The organism is Lachnospiraceae bacterium (assembly GCA_022794035.1).
GTDB lineage: Bacteria > Bacillota > Clostridia > Lachnospirales > Bianqueaceae > CALWPV01.
Window position 1 is genome coordinate 355,010 of the sequence record JAAWDX010000003.1, and the last position, 18,435, is coordinate 373,444.

39 protein-coding genes and 1 pseudogene are annotated in these 18,435 nt (G+C 43.3%); 37 read left to right on the forward strand and 3 right to left on the reverse strand.

The annotated features are described in order from the left end of the window. The first annotated feature begins 15 nt into the window (after positions 1-15). The 5 genes from HFE64_03455 (at position 16) to HFE64_03475 (ending at position 2,321) form a co-directional block, all read left to right on the forward strand. The gene (locus HFE64_03455; GenBank protein MCI8632526.1) at positions 16-309 is read left to right on the forward strand and encodes a hypothetical protein; all 294 of its coding nucleotides are present in this window, start codon (positions 16-18) and stop codon (positions 307-309) included. Next, positions 306-563 carry a holin gene (locus HFE64_03460; protein MCI8632527.1) on the forward strand — a complete coding sequence of 86 codons (258 nt, stop codon included), beginning with the start codon at positions 306-308 and terminating at the stop codon, positions 561-563. The genes HFE64_03455 and HFE64_03460 overlap by 4 nt, the downstream gene beginning before the upstream one ends. 69 nt (positions 564-632) lie before the next feature. Continuing rightward, positions 633-1,376, forward strand: coding sequence for an N-acetylmuramoyl-L-alanine amidase (locus HFE64_03465; protein MCI8632528.1), 744 nt, complete (start codon positions 633-635; stop codon positions 1,374-1,376). A 402-nt stretch (positions 1,377-1,778) separates the two neighbouring features. Next, a complete protein-coding gene (locus HFE64_03470) occupies positions 1,779-1,961 on the forward strand; it encodes a hypothetical protein (protein MCI8632529.1) in 183 nt (60 codons plus the stop codon). 90 nt (positions 1,962-2,051) lie between these two features. Continuing rightward, the gene (locus HFE64_03475) at positions 2,052-2,321 is read left to right on the forward strand and encodes a hypothetical protein (GenBank protein MCI8632530.1); all 270 of its coding nucleotides are present in this window, start codon (positions 2,052-2,054) and stop codon (positions 2,319-2,321) included. A gap of 248 nt (positions 2,322-2,569) precedes the next feature. Here HFE64_03475 and HFE64_03480 read toward each other — a convergent pair whose 3' ends face one another. The 3 genes from HFE64_03480 to HFE64_03490 form a co-directional block, all read right to left on the reverse strand. Continuing rightward, positions 2,570-3,175, reverse strand: a complete 606-nt coding sequence (locus HFE64_03480) for a hypothetical protein (protein ID MCI8632531.1) — start codon at positions 3,173-3,175, stop codon at positions 2,570-2,572. 7 nt (positions 3,176-3,182) lie between these two features. Beyond that, a complete protein-coding gene (locus HFE64_03485) occupies positions 3,183-3,500 on the reverse strand; it encodes a hypothetical protein (GenBank protein MCI8632532.1) in 318 nt (105 codons plus the stop codon). 134 nt (positions 3,501-3,634) lie between these two features. After that, positions 3,635-3,787 carry a hypothetical protein gene (locus HFE64_03490; protein MCI8632533.1) on the reverse strand — a complete coding sequence of 51 codons (153 nt, stop codon included), beginning with the start codon at positions 3,785-3,787 and terminating at the stop codon, positions 3,635-3,637. A 170-nt stretch (positions 3,788-3,957) separates the two neighbouring features. On the opposite strand from HFE64_03490, the gene HFE64_03495 reads away from it, so the two are divergent. The 32 genes and pseudogenes from HFE64_03495 (at position 3,958) to rpsK (ending at position 18,433) form a co-directional block, all read left to right on the forward strand. Continuing rightward, positions 3,958-4,098 (forward strand): hypothetical protein, encoded by a 141-nt coding sequence (locus HFE64_03495; protein ID MCI8632534.1) that lies wholly within the window; start codon positions 3,958-3,960, stop codon positions 4,096-4,098. A gap of 81 nt (positions 4,099-4,179) precedes the next feature. Continuing rightward, positions 4,180-4,386 (forward strand): hypothetical protein, encoded by a 207-nt coding sequence (locus HFE64_03500; protein ID MCI8632535.1) that lies wholly within the window; start codon positions 4,180-4,182, stop codon positions 4,384-4,386. Positions 4,387-4,431: 45 nt separating this feature from the next. Beyond that, positions 4,432-4,629 carry a hypothetical protein gene (locus HFE64_03505; GenBank protein ID MCI8632536.1) on the forward strand — a complete coding sequence of 66 codons (198 nt, stop codon included), beginning with the start codon at positions 4,432-4,434 and terminating at the stop codon, positions 4,627-4,629. 29 nt (positions 4,630-4,658) lie between these two features. After that, complete coding sequence (locus tag HFE64_03510) at positions 4,659-4,817, forward strand: hypothetical protein (protein ID MCI8632537.1); 159 nt, start codon at positions 4,659-4,661, stop codon at positions 4,815-4,817. A gap of 237 nt (positions 4,818-5,054) precedes the next feature. Then, a pseudogene (locus HFE64_03515) lies at positions 5,055-5,378 on the forward strand (exodeoxyribonuclease III). 409 nt (positions 5,379-5,787) lie between these two features. After that, the gene (gene rpsJ / locus HFE64_03520) at positions 5,788-6,111 is read left to right on the forward strand and encodes a 30S ribosomal protein S10 (GenBank protein MCI8632538.1); all 324 of its coding nucleotides are present in this window, start codon (positions 5,788-5,790) and stop codon (positions 6,109-6,111) included. Between the two features lie 136 nt (positions 6,112-6,247). Beyond that, entirely contained in the window at positions 6,248-6,880 is a 633-nt protein-coding gene (rplC, locus tag HFE64_03525) for a 50S ribosomal protein L3 (GenBank protein ID MCI8632539.1), read from the forward strand. Positions 6,881-6,940: 60 nt separating this feature from the next. Further along, entirely contained in the window at positions 6,941-7,561 is a 621-nt protein-coding gene (rplD, locus tag HFE64_03530; GenBank protein ID MCI8632540.1) for a 50S ribosomal protein L4, read from the forward strand. Then, positions 7,561-7,860, forward strand: a complete 300-nt coding sequence (gene rplW / locus HFE64_03535; GenBank protein MCI8632541.1) for a 50S ribosomal protein L23 — start codon at positions 7,561-7,563, stop codon at positions 7,858-7,860. The genes rplD and rplW overlap by 1 nt, the downstream gene beginning before the upstream one ends. 72 nt (positions 7,861-7,932) lie before the next feature. Further along, entirely contained in the window at positions 7,933-8,772 is an 840-nt protein-coding gene (gene rplB, locus HFE64_03540; GenBank protein MCI8632542.1) for a 50S ribosomal protein L2, read from the forward strand. A 13-nt stretch (positions 8,773-8,785) separates the two neighbouring features. Beyond that, entirely contained in the window at positions 8,786-9,067 is a 282-nt protein-coding gene (gene rpsS, locus HFE64_03545; protein ID MCI8632543.1) for a 30S ribosomal protein S19, read from the forward strand. 48 nt (positions 9,068-9,115) lie between these two features. Then, a complete protein-coding gene (gene rplV / locus HFE64_03550) occupies positions 9,116-9,517 on the forward strand; it encodes a 50S ribosomal protein L22 (GenBank protein MCI8632544.1) in 402 nt (133 codons plus the stop codon). 11 nt (positions 9,518-9,528) lie between these two features. Further along, entirely contained in the window at positions 9,529-10,188 is a 660-nt protein-coding gene (gene rpsC / locus HFE64_03555; GenBank protein MCI8632545.1) for a 30S ribosomal protein S3, read from the forward strand. Beyond that, positions 10,188-10,625 carry a 50S ribosomal protein L16 gene (rplP, locus tag HFE64_03560; GenBank protein MCI8632546.1) on the forward strand — a complete coding sequence of 146 codons (438 nt, stop codon included), beginning with the start codon at positions 10,188-10,190 and terminating at the stop codon, positions 10,623-10,625. The genes rpsC and rplP overlap by 1 nt, the downstream gene beginning before the upstream one ends. 34 nt (positions 10,626-10,659) lie before the next feature. Beyond that, a complete protein-coding gene (rpmC, locus tag HFE64_03565; GenBank protein ID MCI8632547.1) occupies positions 10,660-10,863 on the forward strand; it encodes a 50S ribosomal protein L29 in 204 nt (67 codons plus the stop codon). A gap of 50 nt (positions 10,864-10,913) precedes the next feature. After that, complete coding sequence (rpsQ, locus tag HFE64_03570; GenBank protein ID MCI8632548.1) at positions 10,914-11,144, forward strand: 30S ribosomal protein S17; 231 nt, start codon at positions 10,914-10,916, stop codon at positions 11,142-11,144. A 23-nt stretch (positions 11,145-11,167) separates the two neighbouring features. Then, entirely contained in the window at positions 11,168-11,536 is a 369-nt protein-coding gene (gene rplN, locus HFE64_03575; protein MCI8632549.1) for a 50S ribosomal protein L14, read from the forward strand. A 24-nt stretch (positions 11,537-11,560) separates the two neighbouring features. Then, complete coding sequence (gene rplX, locus HFE64_03580) at positions 11,561-11,884, forward strand: 50S ribosomal protein L24 (protein ID MCI8632550.1); 324 nt, start codon at positions 11,561-11,563, stop codon at positions 11,882-11,884. A gap of 27 nt (positions 11,885-11,911) precedes the next feature. Then, entirely contained in the window at positions 11,912-12,442 is a 531-nt protein-coding gene (gene rplE / locus HFE64_03585; protein ID MCI8632551.1) for a 50S ribosomal protein L5, read from the forward strand. 27 nt (positions 12,443-12,469) lie between these two features. Next, positions 12,470-12,664, forward strand: a complete 195-nt coding sequence (locus HFE64_03590; GenBank protein MCI8632552.1) for a type Z 30S ribosomal protein S14 — start codon at positions 12,470-12,472, stop codon at positions 12,662-12,664. A gap of 36 nt (positions 12,665-12,700) precedes the next feature. Then, a complete protein-coding gene (gene rpsH / locus HFE64_03595; protein ID MCI8632553.1) occupies positions 12,701-13,102 on the forward strand; it encodes a 30S ribosomal protein S8 in 402 nt (133 codons plus the stop codon). A gap of 29 nt (positions 13,103-13,131) precedes the next feature. Then, complete coding sequence (gene rplF, locus HFE64_03600; GenBank protein ID MCI8632554.1) at positions 13,132-13,671, forward strand: 50S ribosomal protein L6; 540 nt, start codon at positions 13,132-13,134, stop codon at positions 13,669-13,671. 22 nt (positions 13,672-13,693) lie between these two features. Then, positions 13,694-14,056, forward strand: a complete 363-nt coding sequence (locus HFE64_03605) for a 50S ribosomal protein L18 (GenBank protein ID MCI8632555.1) — start codon at positions 13,694-13,696, stop codon at positions 14,054-14,056. Positions 14,057-14,073: 17 nt separating this feature from the next. Then, positions 14,074-14,586 (forward strand): 30S ribosomal protein S5, encoded by a 513-nt coding sequence (gene rpsE / locus HFE64_03610; protein ID MCI8632556.1) that lies wholly within the window; start codon positions 14,074-14,076, stop codon positions 14,584-14,586. Between the two features lie 14 nt (positions 14,587-14,600). Then, positions 14,601-14,786, forward strand: a complete 186-nt coding sequence (gene rpmD / locus HFE64_03615) for a 50S ribosomal protein L30 (protein ID MCI8632557.1) — start codon at positions 14,601-14,603, stop codon at positions 14,784-14,786. 16 nt (positions 14,787-14,802) lie between these two features. Then, the gene (rplO, locus tag HFE64_03620; GenBank protein ID MCI8632558.1) at positions 14,803-15,246 is read left to right on the forward strand and encodes a 50S ribosomal protein L15; all 444 of its coding nucleotides are present in this window, start codon (positions 14,803-14,805) and stop codon (positions 15,244-15,246) included. 53 nt (positions 15,247-15,299) lie between these two features. Beyond that, positions 15,300-16,562: a preprotein translocase subunit SecY gene (gene secY / locus HFE64_03625; GenBank protein ID MCI8632559.1), complete on the forward strand. Its 1,263-nt coding sequence runs from the start codon at positions 15,300-15,302 to the stop codon at positions 16,560-16,562. 19 nt (positions 16,563-16,581) lie between these two features. Next, positions 16,582-17,211 (forward strand): adenylate kinase, encoded by a 630-nt coding sequence (locus HFE64_03630; protein ID MCI8632560.1) that lies wholly within the window; start codon positions 16,582-16,584, stop codon positions 17,209-17,211. Positions 17,212-17,272: 61 nt separating this feature from the next. After that, positions 17,273-17,491, forward strand: coding sequence for a translation initiation factor IF-1 (infA, locus tag HFE64_03635; protein ID MCI8632561.1), 219 nt, complete (start codon positions 17,273-17,275; stop codon positions 17,489-17,491). 28 nt (positions 17,492-17,519) lie between these two features. Next, entirely contained in the window at positions 17,520-17,633 is a 114-nt protein-coding gene (rpmJ, locus tag HFE64_03640) for a 50S ribosomal protein L36 (protein MCI8632562.1), read from the forward strand. A gap of 16 nt (positions 17,634-17,649) precedes the next feature. Next, on the forward strand, positions 17,650-18,018 hold the full coding sequence (gene rpsM / locus HFE64_03645) for a 30S ribosomal protein S13 (GenBank protein MCI8632563.1): 369 nt from the start codon (positions 17,650-17,652) through the stop codon (positions 18,016-18,018). 16 nt (positions 18,019-18,034) lie between these two features. Beyond that, a complete protein-coding gene (rpsK, locus tag HFE64_03650) occupies positions 18,035-18,433 on the forward strand; it encodes a 30S ribosomal protein S11 (protein MCI8632564.1) in 399 nt (132 codons plus the stop codon). Positions 18,434-18,435: the final 2 nt, after the last annotated feature.

Consider the following 18,435-nt stretch of genomic DNA (forward strand, 5'->3'; position numbering starts at 1 on the left):
GTGGTGAGGGGATAAATGGATTGGTCAACGATTATCGTGGCGGCGCTAGCGTTGATTGGAACAATCGCAGGGTCGTATTTTGCGAATAACAAAACAACGGCGGTGCTAGAAGTGCGGTTAAAAGCAGTGGAAGCGGCATCTGAAGCACGTTTTAATGCGTTGGAATCGGCGTTTGAAGCGCGATTTAAGGCATTGGAAGAGAAGGTAAATAAGCACAATCAAGTAGTAGAACGTACAGCCATAGCGGAACAGAGCTTAAAAGCAGCATGGCGTCAGATTGATGAAATCAAGGAGGATATTAAAAAATGAATTTAGAATTTATTACTGACATGTATATTCCGGTGGTATTAGTGGCTTGTCTGGTGGTCGGGTACATCGTTAAAAAATGGATCAGGGATGTAGACAATAAGTGGATTCCTACTATCTGCTGCATTTTAGGGATGGTACTGGCCTGTGTTGTGCAGGCGGATATCAGCGTGCAGGTAGTAGTAGCCGGCGCTGTGACAGGACTAGCCTCCACGGGGTTGCATCAGGCGTTCAAGCAGTTAATAGAAAAGGAATAATTAAAGAAAACGGCGTTTTGTTTTCCTTACAGGACGCAGAAACAATTCTAAGTAAAGAGGATTTTAATTATGAAGATCATTAAAAAAATTTATCAGTGGGCATATGCGCCGGCGAGGCGCACTGCATCCGATATTAAGTACATTATCCTGCACCACGCAGCAGCTGAGAGTTGTACGGCGGACGATATACACCGCTGGCATCTGAAAAATGGATGGGCCGGGATGGGGTACAATTACTTCATCGCGAAGGATGGTACCATTTACACGGGCCGAGATGAGCTGCAGTGCGGGGCGCACACGGAGGACTACAATACGTCCGGCATGGGGATCTGCTGCGAGGGCAATTATATGGTTGAAACGATGCCGGCGGCGCAGAAGGCAGCGTTGATCGAGCTGATTAAGGACATTCGGAAACGCTATGGCAATCTGCCGATCAAGGGGCATCGGGATCTGAATGCCACTAGCTGCCCCGGAGACAATTTCCCGATGGCTGAGATCATTGCAGCGGTGGAAGGACAAGCCGGCGCTAAACCGGGACAGACAGGCACTAAACCGGAACAAGAAGCAAATAAAACGAATCAGGAGGTATGCGAAGTGAAGGTAAGAGTATTGGGTATGGGTGACGATGGCAAGGCTGTTAGAGCGTTGCAGCGGCTGTTGATCTCCGAGGGATATAACTGTGGAGGATTCGGAGCGGATGGCGTGTTCGGCGCCGGCACGGAAAGATCCGTAAGGGCGTATCAGGGTGCCCATGGGCTGGCCGTGGATGGCATTGTTGGCGCGAAGACGTGGGGCTGCTTGCTAGGCTGCTAAGATTGACAGCGCCCTAGGGGCAAGAGCCTAGAATCATATTGATTTTAGGCTCTAATAATTAGTAACCCCGCCTGAAAATGGCGGGGTTATTTTTATTGACAAATTTAATTATAATATGTATAATTCAATTGTGTCTGTTTGTGGTTATTCAGACACAAAGTCTCCGCTTTGTGGCGGATGTGAGTAGAAATAAAGTATACAATAGTATGCGAAAAATAAGGTGGTATATGCCGCCTTATTTTTTTATAGAAACCGTTGACGTGGTGCTAGCACTATGGTATAATATAACCCGAAGAAGAAAAATAAAAGGATTCTGCCGCAAACAGAATCCTTAAAGACTCCCAGATGGCTTGCCCCATCTGGTTTCCTATTTAATAATATCATCAGGAGTGCAAAAAGTCAATGAATACACAAAATGAGTGGAAAAAAAAGAATATGACACAAATTGCAATTCGTTTGCACAATAAGAACGATAAGGAGATAATTGATCACATAAAATCACAAAAAAATATAGCTGATTACATTAGAAACCTTGTAGCTGAGGATATTGAAAAAAATATAAAAAAAGATGAAAATAACTGTTGACATAGTGCTAGCACTATGATATAATACAGACATAAGGTTGAAACAAACCTACTCACAAAACCACAAATAAAACAAAAGGAGATCAATAAAATGACAATCAAAGGAATTAAAAAAGCAGTTGGAGATTTTAACAGACTGAATGCAGGAGGAACTTATTCACCTCGATACGGCTATTTGATGTTTGATTCAGAAACAGGCGAAGTTTGGACAGATGAATTTTACGATCTTGGTCATGGAAGCTGGAACAATTACGAAAGTGAAACAATCGTAAATATCGGAAATGAAGTTATCAGAGAGTTTGGATCAGTTACTATGGCAAACGTAAAAAGATATATTGAAAGACTAATTGAAGAAAAATAAAAAGGACCTCATCTAAACAGAATGTTTTATTTATACCGGATGTTATTCATCCGGTTTTCTTTATATCTTATACGGGTGTCAATTATTTCTCAGTGAAAATATAGAAGAGGCTAAGTAGAAGTTATAACCTATTTTGCTTGAAATATTCTGAAGATTGTGTTATTATAATATTGCAGCTTGGCCATTGTGACGTTCTCCTAAATGATGAAAGGCAGTCAACCCTAAAAGGAAGACTGCCTTTTTTGTTTTTATAATGATACGGTTATTATACGATTGCTTGGATTCATTCCGTGCATCTTCATGCTCATATCGCTTGCATAGCATCGAACTGACAAAGAATTACTTTCTACGGCGTTTAGAGAGATTTGTGAATATTTCTCTCCTAATTGTTTTCGGACTTGCATGTCTATTTCATGAAATGCATTTCTAGCTTTTTCTGCATGCTCTGAGCAATATATGAAATTGTCCATCAAATTATATCTGCCTCCATTTGCGTGTACGTGATATCCATCAAATATATCTGTGACGATCATTTTCTCAAAACTGCAATGCAACTCCTCATTAACCAGCTTGAGGATCCCGGACTTACTGTACTCAAACCTTCCTTTACATTCAATCGGCAGTCGATGCTCTTCGAAATCATAATTAGGTTTACTATTTGTGATATAGTGGCAATAATCAATGAACCCATATGCCCATGAGTCTGGGAAACCTTTTGGAACTGCTTTACTAGTAATCTCAAGATATATTGACTTGCCTTTATCGTTAATAAAGGCAGTTCTGATTCTGCAATTCTCAACGTCACCTCGCGGAACGCAGCCAGCTCCTTCGAAATATAATACTTTTTTACTCATAATGTTCTCATCCTTTCACGTAAGGGGGATCAAAGCCACGTTCTTCATTTTCTCTCCGAAAACAGTGCCCGCAATACTGCCAGATGCCATTTGGGCCACTTGTGATGCGTTTGAATGTTGCAAATACAGGTCTAAACCTGCCTGCCTTCGGATCGTAATGGTGCGAATATGGCTCTCCGATCTGTGCGCTGAATGAACTCATATTTGCTGGCGGTAGCATATCCATTGCATCATCAACAACGGCCTGCTCTACATAGTCGCCAATTTGTGCTTTTGAATATGAAAATGTTTCTTCGGTGAATACCTCTTTGTTGTTATAAATCACGTTTTATCCTTTCTTATTCAGAGGCTTGATTTATTTGCCTTGTTGTGGTAAAATCTTTATTATCTGAGGTGTGCAAGGCTCACACCCCAGACCCTTTAGAAGATGTTTTCATTGGTAGTGGGCATCTTCTTTTTTTATTTTACTTTTGCTTCTCTGATCAGCTCAGCGGCTTCTTTAACCGTTTTTGCTTTGCTTTCTATCAGTTTAGCTAGAGTTTCAAGAAAAGCGTTGAATTCTGCATTTGTCATTCCTTCCATATTGCCGTTCCTTTCTGCCTTGTATTTCAAAGTGGTTTATTTCCTTTGATGATATAATTTTCCTATGAATACCCGCATAAGACAATTGATAGAATAGACTAAGATTGAATGGTATTTTTGTGCATTTCGAACTGTTACCATTTATAGATTCTCATGGGATAATAAGATCATAAAAAGGAAAGAACAAAGGAGAAATCAAAATGAAGAAACATGAGATTAAGGTTGAAGCAGTTAGTAACAAATACGCTTTATACATAAACGGAAATTACGCTGGGCTGTATAATAGAACGATTATCAATATCAAAATGCGTGCATGGAATCTTCCGGAAATCGAGTTTTAATCATCCAACTGGTAAGTCGTAAGATTATTAAAAATCTAACGTCCCGCCCCAGAAGTACGAAGGCAGAAAAGGAAGAGGAATATGTTTACTTGGTATTTTACCCCGGATAAAGAGGACATAAAGGCGTGTAAAGGCGGAATTTTCCCTTGCAGCGCTGATGAAGCGTACAAGACTGAATCTATTGCTATATGGCACGGAAAGAAGTGGATGAAGGAATGCGGACGAACGGGTGAAGTTAAAGCTATTCCGGCGGCAAATCGTACTCCATCCTATATTTTGGATTACTGAACATAACCAGACCCGGAACTTACAAGGAAAGAAAGGAAAATTAAAATGAAGGAAGCGATCAGAAGATTACAGAAAGACGGAGAATATAGATTTGAAGGCCTTGACAGGCAGGAAAGCCGTAAGGCTGCTGCGAAACTTGCGAAAGCAGCCATGCAGGAAGACCGTAAATATGGGATCGAAAGTAATTTCGGTATTGCAAGAGATGCATTCGGATATTATTTTGCGGCACAGATCAATAATTAAGAGGGACAAAGCGAAGGAGAGGAAAGAACATGTATAGAAGAGGAAGTAGAAAACAAGACAGAGAAATGCATATCAAGATCGCCATATTAAAAGGAGATATCAAAAGAGCAATCGACCTCTGTGAACGGTACGGTATAACACCAAAACGATTCGGTCAGCTTGCTGAGCAAGTAGAAAGTATTGGATAAGCATTGCATTGATCGATATAAAGAAAGGGCAGGAATAAAATTCCCGCTCTTTTTTGTATATATTTTTGTGAAGCATTTAAAAGCATTTTAAGAATAAGAGGTTGCGGTGTGTAGGAATATCGGATAATGCGCGCGAAGGCGGCTTATTTTATCGTTAAGCGCTTCTGGCTGGAGTATTTTAGACTATATTACCCATATAGATATTGTAGTAAATATAGTATATATGATAAGTGCGCAATAAACGTGGCGCATCAGGAGATCGATTTAAAAAATCCCAAAACGAACCGCAACAATGCTGGATTTACAAATGAAGAGCGTGCTAAATTTACGCAGGCAGTGCAAGCAGGAATGATCGATACCTTCCGCTATTTTTATCCGGAAAAAGAAGGGGCTTACTCATGGTGGAGCTACCAGTTTAAAGCCAGAGAAAAAAATGTCGGATGGCGTATTGATTATTTTATGGTAAGCGAAGCGTTAAAACAGAAATTGCAGGATGCCAAAATTCACCCAGAGGTGTTCGGGTCCGATCATTGTCCGGTTGAGCTGGACATTGATCTGTGAAAATCTGGCTCTGGCAAACAGATAGACAAAAGATTTGGATGGTATTGCTAAAAAATAGCGCGAAAGCAATGGAAATTTCTATAGATTTTCATGAAAAAATGGAGAAATATTGCTTGCTTTTGTAAGAAGGCTATGATACAATAGCAAGCGTGACATTGAGAACGAGGATCTGAAAGGTTGCATGGAGGCTGATAAACAGTGGTCTGTGGTAATTTTCAGGGAGCGAATGTCAAGTTCAAGAAACTGACGGCAAGGTCACTGTACAATTGATCAGAAGTTGTGTGAATCTCGATTTGCTTGTTTACAAAGAAGAAACACACGGGTAAGTGTACAGTCGTTATTGTCGCAACAACCCTGGATTCGTAGAGAGTCTCAGGGGATTTTATGCGAATAAGGAGGCTGTTTTTTTATGGCAGAGAAGAAATCTACAAAAATCCGCATTACACTGAAGGCATATGATCATCAGCTGATTGATCAGTCCGCACAGAAGATTGTGGAGACAGCAAAAAGAAATGGAGCACAGGTTAGCGGTCCTATCCCGATGCCAACTCACAAAGAAGTGATAACGATTCTGCGTGCAGTTCACAAATACAAGGATTCCCGCGAGCAGTTTGAACAGAGAACTCATAAGAGACTGATCGACATCCTGCAGCCCAATAAAAAGACTTTAGATGCGCTGAGCAAGCTGGAGCTTCCGGCAGGCGTAGATATTCAAGTCGCAGCTAAAAACTAATTGTTCTTTAACTACAACAAACAAGCAAAGGTACGAATGCAGTTGGTTATTTCAGTTGACATATAGATATCAGCTTAATGACCTAGGATGAACCGCCTTGAGCGGGTCCGCTGTAGATTATTAGGAGGTAAATACCATGAAGAAAGCCATTATGGCAAAGAAGATCGGTATGACTCAGATCTTCGATCAGGAAACGGGTGAAATGATTCCCGTAACAGTCCTGGAAGCAGGTCCCTGTGTTGTAACACAGGTAAAAACCGCTGAACACGATGGATACTGCGCGATTCAGGTTGGATTTGGCGAAATTCGTGAAAAGCTGGTGAATAAGCCTTTGAAGGGCCACTTCGCAAAGGCGGGTGTTTCGGTAAAGAGAGACATTCAGGAATTCAGAATCGAAGGCGCTGAGGGATATGAGCTTGGTGCAGAGATCAAGGCTGATGTATTTGAAGTGGGCGATAAAGTTGATGTTTCTGGTGTTTCCAAAGGTAAAGGCTATCAAGGCGCAATTCATCGCCATGGCTTTGGCCGCGGACCGATGGAGCATGGTTCCAAATATCATCGCCATGCAGGTTCTATGGGTGCATCCAGTGATCCGGCACGTGTATTTAAAGGCAAGAAGCTGCCCGGTCATATGGGACATGTACAGACAACGGTTCAGAATCTAGAAGTAGTTCGAGTAGATGCAGAGCGCAATCTGCTTTTGATCAAGGGTTCTGTACCAGGACCAAAGAAATCTGTCGTAACTGTTATCGACAGCGTAAAAGCATAATCATAATCGATCAAAAGAATCGAATTTTGCCGGCGCTTGCCGGCTGAAGGAGGAAAAAACATGGCGAAAGTAGCTGTTTATACAATGGACGGCGCTGAGAACGGTCAGATTGAATTAAAAGACAGTGTTTTCGGCGTAGAAGTAAACGTTCACGTAATGCATGAAGCTGTAGTAGCTCATCTGGCTAATATGAGACAGGGAACGCAGAGCGCTAAAACTCGTGCAGAAGTTCGTGGTGGTGGCAGAAAGCCTTACCGTCAGAAAGGAACCGGTAGAGCCCGTCAGGGAAGTATCCGCGCTCCGCAATGGGTTGGAGGCGGCGTTGTTTTCGCTCCCAAACCGCGTGATTATTCTAAGAAGATGAACAAAAAAGCACGTCGTTTGGCAATTCGCAGTGCGCTTACCACTCGCGTGCAGGATAATAAGCTGATTGTTCTGGAAGAGATGAATTTGGCTGAAATTAAAACAAAAGCAATGCAGAATGTACTGAATCAGTTCAGTCTGGAAAAAGCTTTGATTGTTTTAAACGGAGAAAATACAAACGCAGTGTTATCTGCTCGTAATATTCCCGGCGTCAAGACCATTCGCGCAGAGCAGATCAATGTATACGACATCCTGAAGTACGAGAATTTCGTTGCAACTAAGGATGCCATTGCGAAGATTGAAGAGGTGTTTGAATAATGGCAGATATCAAATATTATGACGTACTTTTAAAGCCTGTGATCACCGAAAAAAGTATGGAGCTGATGGGCGAGAAGAAATACACCTTCCTGGTACATCCTGAAGCCAATAAGATTCAGATCCGTGAAGCTGTAGAAAAGATGTTTGAAGGCACCAAAGTCCTGAAGGTAAATACCATGAATCGTCGTGGTAAGAACAAGAGAAGAGGTTACATCGTGGGCCGTACCAATGCTATTAAAAAAGCAATTGTAACTCTGACTCCTGACAGCAAGGACATTGAGTTTTTTGAAGGAATTTAATCAATAGAATTAAGATTAAATCCCGGTAATTCCATTCTTAGAAATGAAGTATACCGAAAGGAGAAATAGATAATGGCTATTAAGACTTATAAGCCTTATACCGCTTCTCGGAGAAATATGACAGGTTCCGCTTTCACGGAAATTACAAAGAGCGAGCCTGAGAAATCTCTGGTTGTTCGTGTTAAGAATACGGCTGGCCGCAACAGCTACGGAAAGATTACAGTACGTCATCATGGCGGCGGTCACAAGAAGTTATACAGAATTATTGATTTTAAGAGAAATAAAGACGGGATTCCGGCTAAGGTTGTTGGAATCGAGTATGATCCTAATCGCAGTGCCAACATTGCCCTGCTTGCTTATGCGGATGGAGAAAAACGCTATATGTTAGCTCCGGAAGGACTGAAGGACGGCGACGTTGTAATCAGCGGTGAGAATGTAGAAATTAAAGTAGGCAACTGCCTGCCCCTGAGAAATATCCCTACCGGTTCCAGTGTGCACAATATCGAAATGAAACCCGGAAAAGGTGGTCAGATGGTGCGTGCAGCAGGAAATGCCGCGCAGCTCATGGCAAAAGAAGGAAAGTTTGCAACACTGCGTCTGCCCTCTGGCGAGATGAGAATGGTTCCGATTGACTGCAGAGCAACCATTGGTACAGTTGGAAATGGCGACCATGAGTTGATTAAAATTGGTAAAGCAGGACGTAAAAGACATATGGGAATTCGTCCCACCGTTCGCGGTTCTGTTATGAATCCTAACGACCATCCGCATGGTGGTGGTGAAGGTAAGGCGCCTGTTGGACGTCCCAGCCCGATGACTCCTTGGGGTAAACCGGCTTTGGGTCTGAAGACGCGTAAAAAGAAGAAACAGTCTAACAAATATATCGTACGCAGCCGTGCGAAGAACAGTAAATAAGGAGGCATAACAGATGGCACGTTCTTTAAAGAAAGGTCCCTTTGCGGACGCATCTTTGTTAAAGAAAGTTGATGCAATGAACGCATCCGGCGACAAACAGGTTATTAAAACATGGTCTCGTCGTTCCACTATCTTCCCCTCTTTCGTTGGTCATACCTTTGCCGTACATGATGGAAGAAAGCATGTTCCGGTATACGTGACAGAGGATATGGTAGGTCATAAGCTGGGCGAGTTCGTTTTGACCCGTACCTATCGCGGTCATGGAAAAGATGAGAAGAAAGGATCGGTAAGATAATCACAAAAGTTTGGTGATATCTTGCGATTGAAATAAGGAGGAAATATCATGGCGAAAGGTCATAGAAGCCAAATTAAGAGGGAGCGTAATGCGCAGAAGGATCAGCGTCCGAGAGCAAAAGTTACGTTTGTCCGTATCGCTCCCACTAAGGCAAAGATTGTATTAGACACCATTAAAGGTAAAGACGTAGCGCTTGCTTCCGCTATTCTTGCAGCTACCCCCAGAGAAGGTGCTCGAATCATTGGCAAAGTTTTGGATTCGGCAGTGGCAAATGCTGAATATGCTGCAGCAGAGCGTGATATGGATATTGATGTTTCTAAACTTTACGTACAGGAAGCATTTGCAAATCAAGGTCCCACTTTGAAAAGAATTATGCCCAGAGCACAGGGTAGAGCAGATAGAATCCTGAAAAGAACCAGTCATATCACGATTATTTTGAATGAGAGATAAGGAGGAGACTCATGGGTCAGAAAGTTAATCCGCATGGACTTAGAGTCGGCGTTATTAAGGATTGGGATGCGAAATGGTACGCAGATGCAAACCAGTTTGGCGATCTCCTGATTGAGGATCATAAGATTCGTACCTTCCTGAAGGAAAAGCTTTATCAGGCGGGAATTTCCAAGATCGAAATCGAGAGAGCCGCGGGCCGTATTAAAGTTATTATTATGACTGCAAAGCCTGGCATTATCATTGGAAAGGAAGCAGTTGGCGTTAAGCTGCTGAAGGATGAGCTGCAGGCACTGACAGATGCAAAGGTATCTTTGAATATTATCGAAGTAAAGCGTCCTGAAAAGGATGCACAGTTGGTAGCAGAAAATATTGCACAGCAGCTTGAAAACCGTGTTTCCTTCCGTCGTGCATTAAAGCAGGCTATGAGCCGGGCTATGAAAGCAGGCGCTAAAGGTGTGAAGACGACGGTGGGCGGCCGTGTAGGCGGCGCTGAGATTGCGCGTAGCGAATCCTATAATGAAGGCAATCTTCCGCAGCAGACTCTGCGCGCTAACATCGATTATGGCTTTGCTGAAGCGAATACCGCTTATGGTAAGCTGGGCGTAAAAGTTTGGGTTAACCATGGTGAGGTTCTTCCTGCCAAGGCTAATAAAGAAGGGAGCGATAACTAATGTTAATGCCGAAGAGAGTTAAACATCGTAAGCAATTTCGCGGCAGCATGGCTGGTAAAGCTTTGCGCGGAAATCGGATTACGTATGGTGAATTCGGTTTGATTGCTACAACTCCTGCATGGGTTAAATCAAATCAGATTGAGGCGGCCCGTGTTGCGATGACTCGTTATATCAAGCGTGGTGGTAAAGTTTGGATTAAGATTTTCCCAGACAAGCCTGTAACTGCAAAGCCGGCGGAAACTCGAATGGGTTCTGGTAAAGGTTCTACAGAGTATTGGGTAGCTGTTGTAAAACCGGGTCGTGTTATGTTTGAAATTGCCGGCGTACCGGAAGAAGTAGCGCGTGAAGCACTTCGTCTGGCTATGCATAAGCTTCCCGTCAAGTGTAAAATTGCCTCTCGTCAGGAGTTGGATGCAGAGCTTGATGCAGCTAACTAATGTCGAATGAAATGATAGAGGATGGTGAATAGAAGTGAAGAAAACCGAATTTTTGGATGAATTAAAGGTAAAAAGCTGTGAACAGTTGGAAATGGAACTCGTTTCCGCAAAGAAAGAGCTTTTCAATCTCCGTTTTCAGAATGCCACCAATCAATTGAATAATACTGCCAGAATTAAAGAGGTTCGCAAGAACATTGCTCGGATTCAGACAGTGCTTACCCAAAAGGCGCATCAGTAACGGATGAGTTAAGGAGGACTTTATAAGTGGATAGAAATTTAAGAAAAACCATGGTTGGCCTTGTTTCCAGTGACAAGATGGATAAAACAATTGTGGTTAGCGTTCAAAATAACGTAAAACATCCCGAATATGGTAAAATCGTTAAAAGAACCTACAAGCTGAAGGCGCATGATGAAAACAACGAATGCCGCATTGGTGATCGTGTTCGTGTTATGGAAACCAGACCCTTGTCTAAAGATAAGAGATGGCGTGTAGTTGAGATTATCGAAAGAGCAAAATAATTGATTGAGGAGGTTACCCTGCCATGTTACAGCAAGAAAGCAGGATGAAAGTTGCCGATAATACCGGCGCCAAAGAGCTTTTGGTGATTCGTGTATTAGGCGGATCTACTCGTAGATATGCCGCTGTTGGTGATGTGGTGATTGCTGCGGTTAAAGAAGCAACACCCGGCGGAGTTGTAAAGAAGGGCGATGTTGTGCGCGCCGTTGTGGTCAGAACCGTAAGACCGGTTCGCCGTAAAAATGGAGCCTATATCCGCTTCGATGAAAACGCTGCTGTTATTATCAAAGAAGATTTAAATCCCAGAGGAACTCGTATATTTGGCCCTGTAGCCAGAGAGCTGCGTGAGAAGAAATTCTTGAGAATTCTTTCCTTAGCTCCCGAAGTACTTTAATTTGGAGGTGTACAGATGGGAAAGATGAAAATTAAAAAGGGTGATACCGTACGTGTAATCACTGGTAAGGATAAAGGAAAAGAAGGTAAGGTGCTGGCCGTTGATCTGAAAAACGAGCGCGTCATCGTTGAGAATGTCAATATGGCTACCAAGCATCAGAAGCCTAACGGTGCGAATCAGGGCGGAATTGTCCATCAGGAAGCTCCGATCCATGTTTCTAACGTTATGTACCTTCATGAAGGCAAGCCCACCCGTGTGGGAATTAAGTCTGAGAGCAAGACCGTAGACGGCAAAGAGGTTACAACTCGCGTGCGCTTCGCTAAGTCTACCGGTGAAGTGATTGACTAATAGGAGGTATCAAGAGTGAGTAGCCGAATGAAAGATTTTTATAAGACTGAGGTTGTTCCCGGACTGATTAAGAAATTTAATTATAAAAATCCGATGGAAGTACCGAAGCTGGATAAGATCGTAATCAATATGGGGGTTGGAGAAGCTAAAGAAAATCCGAAGGCTTTGGAGAGCGCTGTTTCTGATCTGACGATTATCTCTGGTCAGAAGCCCATCATTACAAAAGCAAAAAAATCTATTGCAAACTTTAAATTGCGTGAAGGAATGTCAATCGGTTGTAAAGTAACGCTTCGCGGAGAAAAAATGTATGATTTTGCAGATCGTCTGATCAGCTTAGCATTGCCGCGTGTAAGAGACTTTCGTGGTGTGAGCGCTAATTCCTTTGATGGCCGCGGCAATTACGCCCTGGGTATTAAAGAACAGCTTATTTTCCCGGAAATTTCTTATGATAAGATTGATAAAGTTCGCGGTATGGACATTATTTTTGTTACTACAGCAAAAACCGATGAAGAAGCAAAAGAACTGCTTTCTCTGATGGGAATGCCTTTTGTAAAATAAGCGCATCATTTTTAGGAGGTTTATTACATGGCTAAAACATCCATGAAAATTAAACAGCAGCGCCAGAATGCAAAGCCCAAATTTTCCACGAGAGCTTATAGCCGCTGCAAGATTTGCGGACGTCCGCATTCTGTACTGCGTAAGTATGGTATCTGCCGTATCTGTTTCCGTGAACTCGCTTATAAAGGCGAAATTCCGGGTGTAAAAAAAGCAAGCTGGTAAGCTTGGCATCATAGTAAATAAGGAGGTAATTTCCAGATGACGATGAGCGATCCTATTGCCGATATGCTGACACGCATCCGTAACGGAAACGTAGCAAAGCATGACACCGTTGACGTTCCTTCTTCTAAGGAGAAGTTAGCGATTGTGGAGATCCTGGTCAAAGAGGGATATATTAAAAAATACGAAGTGGTTACTGATGGAAATTTTAAGACCATTCGCATGACATTGAAATATGGTAAAGACAAGAATGATAAAGTCATTACTGGACTCAAAAGAATTTCTAAGCCTGGTTTGCGAGTATATGCAGGCAAAGATGAGCTGCCTAAGGTGTTGGGCGGATTAGGCACTGCAATCATCTCTACAAACAAAGGTATTTTGACTGACAAAGAAGCACGTAAAGCCGGTGTTGGCGGCGAAGTTATTGCATTTGTTTGGTAAGAAACGCATTAAATTAGGAGGTAAAAAGCATGTCTCGAATCGGGAGAATGCCTGTAGAAATTCCTGCTGGCGTAGAAATCACAATTGCTGAGCATAACAATGTGACTGTAAAGGGACCGAAAGGAACCTTGAGCCGTGAATTACCGCAGGAAATGACGATTACACAGGAAGATGGAAAGATTATTGTGGCGCGCCCCAATGATCTGAAGAGAAATAAAAGCCTTCATGGTCTGACGAGAACACTGATTCACAATATGGTGGTTGGCGTTACACAGGGCTATGAAAAGCATTTGGAAATCAATGGTGTTGGCTATAGAGCGGCTAAGCAGGGAAATAAATTGAACCTGACGCTCGGATACTCACATCCTGTTATTATGGAAGATCCGGAAGGCATCGAAACAGAAGTACAGGATCAGACCAAAATCATTGTTCGTGGTATCAATAAGGAAAAGGTTGGCCAATTTGCAGCTGAGATCCGCTTCAAGCGTCCGCCGGAGCCCTATAAAGGCAAAGGTATTAAATATGCTGATGAAGTGATTCGCCGCAAAGAGGGTAAGACCGGTAAATAAGGTAAAGGGGTGACATTTCAATATGGTTAAGAAAGCATCAAGCAATCGTGTTCAGAAGCATTACAGAATGCGTAAAAATATTAACGGAACAATGCAGCGCCCTCGCCTTAGCGTTTTCCGCAGCGATAAGCACATCTATGCTCAGATTATTGATGATACAAGCGCTACGACTTTGGTAGCAGCCTCCACTGTTGAAAAAGCAGTAAAAGAAAAGGTTGAGTTTACCAATAATGTAGAGGCTGCCAAAGCTGTCGGCGAATTAGTAGCAAAGCGTGCAGTCGAAAAGGGAATCAATACAGTGGTATTTGATCGCGGCGGTTTTCTGTATCATGGAAAAATTAAAGCTTTAGCCGATGCCGCCAGAGAAGCTGGCTTGCAGTTTTAAGAATCGGAGGCAGATGAATGAATAACAATAGAATTGATCCCAATACTCTGGGTGAGTTAGAATCCAAAGTAGTGACTATCAAACGTGTTACCAAGGTTGTAAAGGGTGGACGTAATATGAAATTCACAGCTTTGGTAGTAGTAGGAGATAAAAACGGTCATGTAGGATTTGGTCTGGGTAAATCTCTGGAGATTCCGGAAGCGATTCGTAAGGGAGAAGAAGCAGCGAAAAAGAACATGATTACTGTTCCGAGAAACGATGCTAATTCTATTCCGTATACGACCAAAGGAGTACATGGAAGTGCACAGATTCTTCTGATGACAGCAGCAGAAGGTACTGGTATTATTGCAGGAGGTCCCGCACGTACTGTTTTGGAATTGGCGGGCGTTCAAAATATCAGAACTAAGTCCTTAAGTTCTAATAATAAGAATAACGTGGTTGCTGCAACGGTTAAAGGGTTAAAAGGGCTGTGTACTCCGGAGGAGATTGCCAGAAAACGCGGCAAGACCGTTGCTGAGATTTTAGGATAAGGGAGATTGATGGCATGGCAAAACTTAAAATTACACTTGCAAAGTCCACAATCGGAGCGATTCCCAAGCATAAGAAAACTGCAATTGCTTTAGGCCTGAAAAAGACGCAAAGATCGGTGATTCAGCCGGATAATGCAGCAATTCGCGGTATGATTGCTTCGATTCAGCATTTGGTTAAAGTAGAAGAAATTCAGGAATAATAGGAGGCACAAAAGCATGAACTTACAAGATTTAAAGCCCGCTGAAGGCTCTAAACAGAGTGCTTTCCGTGTAGGCCGCGGCCATGGTTCGGGAAATGGCAAAACCTCTGGCAGAGGTCATAAGGGTCAGAAGGCACGCTCCGGCGGCGGTGTTCGTCTTGGCTTTGAAGGTGGTCAGATGCCTTTATACAGAAGACTTCCGAAGAGAGGTATCAAGAAAAAGACGCATAGAAACTTTGTTGAGATCGTTTCTATTAACGTAGAGCGGTTAAATCAGTTTGAAGACGGTGCCGTGGTAACGGTAGAAGCTTTAAAGGCTGCCGGTATTATCAACAATCCGAAAGACGGCGTGAAGATCCTTGGAAATGGCGAACTGACAAAGAAGCTGACGGTTAAAGCTGATTATTATAGCGCAAGCGCAAAAGAAAAGATTGAAGCTGCCGGCGGTACTGCTGAATAATAAGATGCAAGACGACCCGTAAAGGGAAGGTTGCATAAAGGAGGGCAACACATTTGTTTAAAACAATTAGAGACATTGTCAAGATCCCGGATCTTCGCAGAAGAATCCTTTATACTTTGATGATGTTAGCCCTTGTCCGTTTAGGCTCATTGATCCCCAGCCCCCTGATGGATGCTGCGGTAGTGAAAAACTACTTTGCATCCGCAGGCGGTGTGATGGCACTTTTCGATATTATGTCCGGTAATGCATTCAGTAATATGAATCTTTTTGCGATGGGAATTCAGCCCTATATCAATGCTTCCATTATTATTAGCTTGCTTACGGTAGCGATTCCCAAATTGGAGGAGCTTCAAAAAGAAGGCGAATCCGGGCGAAAGAAAATTTCACAATATACAAGAGTGCTTACAGTTGCGCTTGCCCTGCTACAATCCTTCGGTATATCTTACGGACTTCGCAGTGGATTTACCAGTGATCTTGGTACAGCATGGTCGATCATTGTTTCCATGTCTGTATTCACAGCAGGCAGCGTTTTCGTCATGTGGATTGGTGAAAACATTACGGAAAAAGGTATAGGTAACGGCATTTCGCTGATTATTATGATTAACGTTCTGTCAAGAGTACCTTCAGCGGTGGGTGCGCTTGTAAGCTATGAGAACTATTGGATGCTGGGAGTTATTGTCGTGATCCTCGTATTGGTAGTTGCATTCATCGTAGTTTTGGAACTTGCAGAACGCCGGATTCCCATCCAATATGCAAAGCGGATGCAGGGACGTAAGACATATGGAGGCAGCTCCACTTATATTCCGATTCGAGTTAATATGGCTGGCGTAATCCCGATTATTTTTGCTATATCCATTATGAGCCTGCCGGGGATTATCACCGGTTTTGTAACGGCAACGCCTACCGGATGGTGGGCAACAACCCTGCGCTGGCTGAATACCGCTCATCCGTTTGGAGCCTGTTTGTATGTGGTACTCATCATCTTCTTCACATACTTCTATGCATCCATCACCTATAATCCGCGGGATATTGCGGATAACCTGAAGAAGAACGGCGGTTTCATTCCCGGTTTTCGTCCCGGAGCTCCGACGTTAGACTATTTAAAGAAAACATCTCATTACGTAGTCTTTATCGGTGCTATCATGCTGGCGATTGTCGCAAGTATTCCGGTGATTCTTTCATTTGTCTTCAAGATTGACAATTTGTCTATTGGAGGTTCCTCTCTGATGATTTGTATCGGCGTAGCGCTTGAAACCGTGAAGCAGATCGAAGGTCAGATGGTGATGCGTCATTATAAAGGATTTTTATCTAAGTAAGAAGCATGGAGGTAAAGGGATGAAGCTCATATTGCTTGGCGCCCCTGGCGCCGGAAAAGGAACGCAGGCGACACGCCTGGCAGATGCCTACCATATTCCGCATATTTCCACCGGAGATATTTTCAGAGCCAATCTGAAAAAGGAGACTCCGCTGGGATTAAAGGCAAAGGAATATATGGATCAGGGCCTGCTGGTTCCTGATGAACTTACGGTGGATCTGGTCATGGATCGGCTGCAGGCAGCTGATTGTGAGAACGGATATATTTTAGACGGTTTTCCCAGAACATTGGTGCAGGCAGCTGCACTGGATGCCAAGGTGGAAATCGACGCGGCTGTGAATGTTGAAGTTCCGGATGAGCAGATTGTGAAGCGGATGGCAGGAAGGAGAGTTTGCCCTAAGTGCGGCGAGCCCTACCATACTGAATACAAAATTCCTCAGAAGGAGGGCATTTGTGATCGGTGTGGAGCGTCCCTGATGATCCGTAAAGATGATGAAGCAGAAACAGTAAAGAAGCGCCTGACGGTCTACCATGAGCAGACAGCGCCTTTAATTGGTCATTATCAAACTGCTGGAAAGTTGATTACTGTGGATGGTACCAAAGCGGTGGAAACCGTTACAGAAGATATCATAAAGGCTTTAGAAGCTTAAGGTATGTAAGCCCTTAGGATTGGACTCATCAAAGGGTCAGCAACAAAGCAGGAGGTTAAGCATGTCAAAGAACGATGTTGTAGAGATGGAAGGCACTGTTGTGGAGAAGCTTCCTAATGCCATGTTTCTGGTTGAGCTGGAGAATGGGCATCGGGTGCTATCTCATATCAGCGGCAAGCTTAGAATGAACTTCATTAAAATATTACCTGGAGATAAGGTCACACTTGAACTTTCTCCCTATGATTTATCGAAAGGCCGTATTGTTTGGAGAGCTAAATGATCCAAGCAGGCAAGAAAGGAGCGATGACATGAAAGTACGTTCATCAGTAAAGCCTATGTGTGAAAAGTGCAAGGTCATCAAACGCAAAGGTAAGATTATGATCATTTGCGAAAATCCGAAGCATAAGCAAAAACAAGGTTGATTAGGAGGAAAAATATATGGCACGTATTTCAGGCGTAGATTTGCCTAACGAGAAACGAGTTGAAGTTGGCCTGACTTATATTTATGGAATCGGCCACACCAGTGCCGTTCGCATTTTGAAGGAAGCCGGCGTAAATCCTGACACTCGCGTTCGTGATTTGACAGATGACGAAGTCAACAAGATCCGCAGCATTATTGATGAATCTCAGATGGTAGAGGGCGATCTTCGCAGAGAAATTGCACTGAATATCAAACGACTGACTGAGATTGGCTGCTATAGAGGCGTTCGTCACAGAAGAAGCCTGCCCGTTCGTGGACAAAATACCAAGAATAATGCACGTACGCGCAAAGGCCCGCGTCGCACGATCGCTAATAAGAAGAAATAATTAGGAGGGTTTAAACGTGGCACCTAAGAAAGGTCTTAAAAAGACAACGCGCCGTCGTAACCGCAAAAATATTGACAGAGGTCAGGCGCACATTCAATCTACATTCAACAATACGATTGTTACTTTAACAGATACTGCCGGTAATGCTCTTTCCTGGGCAAGCGCAGGTGGACTTGGCTTCCGCGGTTCTCGTAAGAATACTCCTTATGCAGCACAGATGGCTGCTGAGACGGCAGCAAAGGCTGCTATGGAGCATGGTTTAAAGACGGTAGAAGTGAGTGTAAAGGGTCCTGGAGCTGGCCGTGAGGCTGCGATCCGTGCTCTGCAGGCTGCTGGTCTGGAAGTTACCGCAATTCGGGATGTGACGCCCGTACCTCATAACGGATGTCGTCCTCCCAAACGCAGAAGAGTATAATT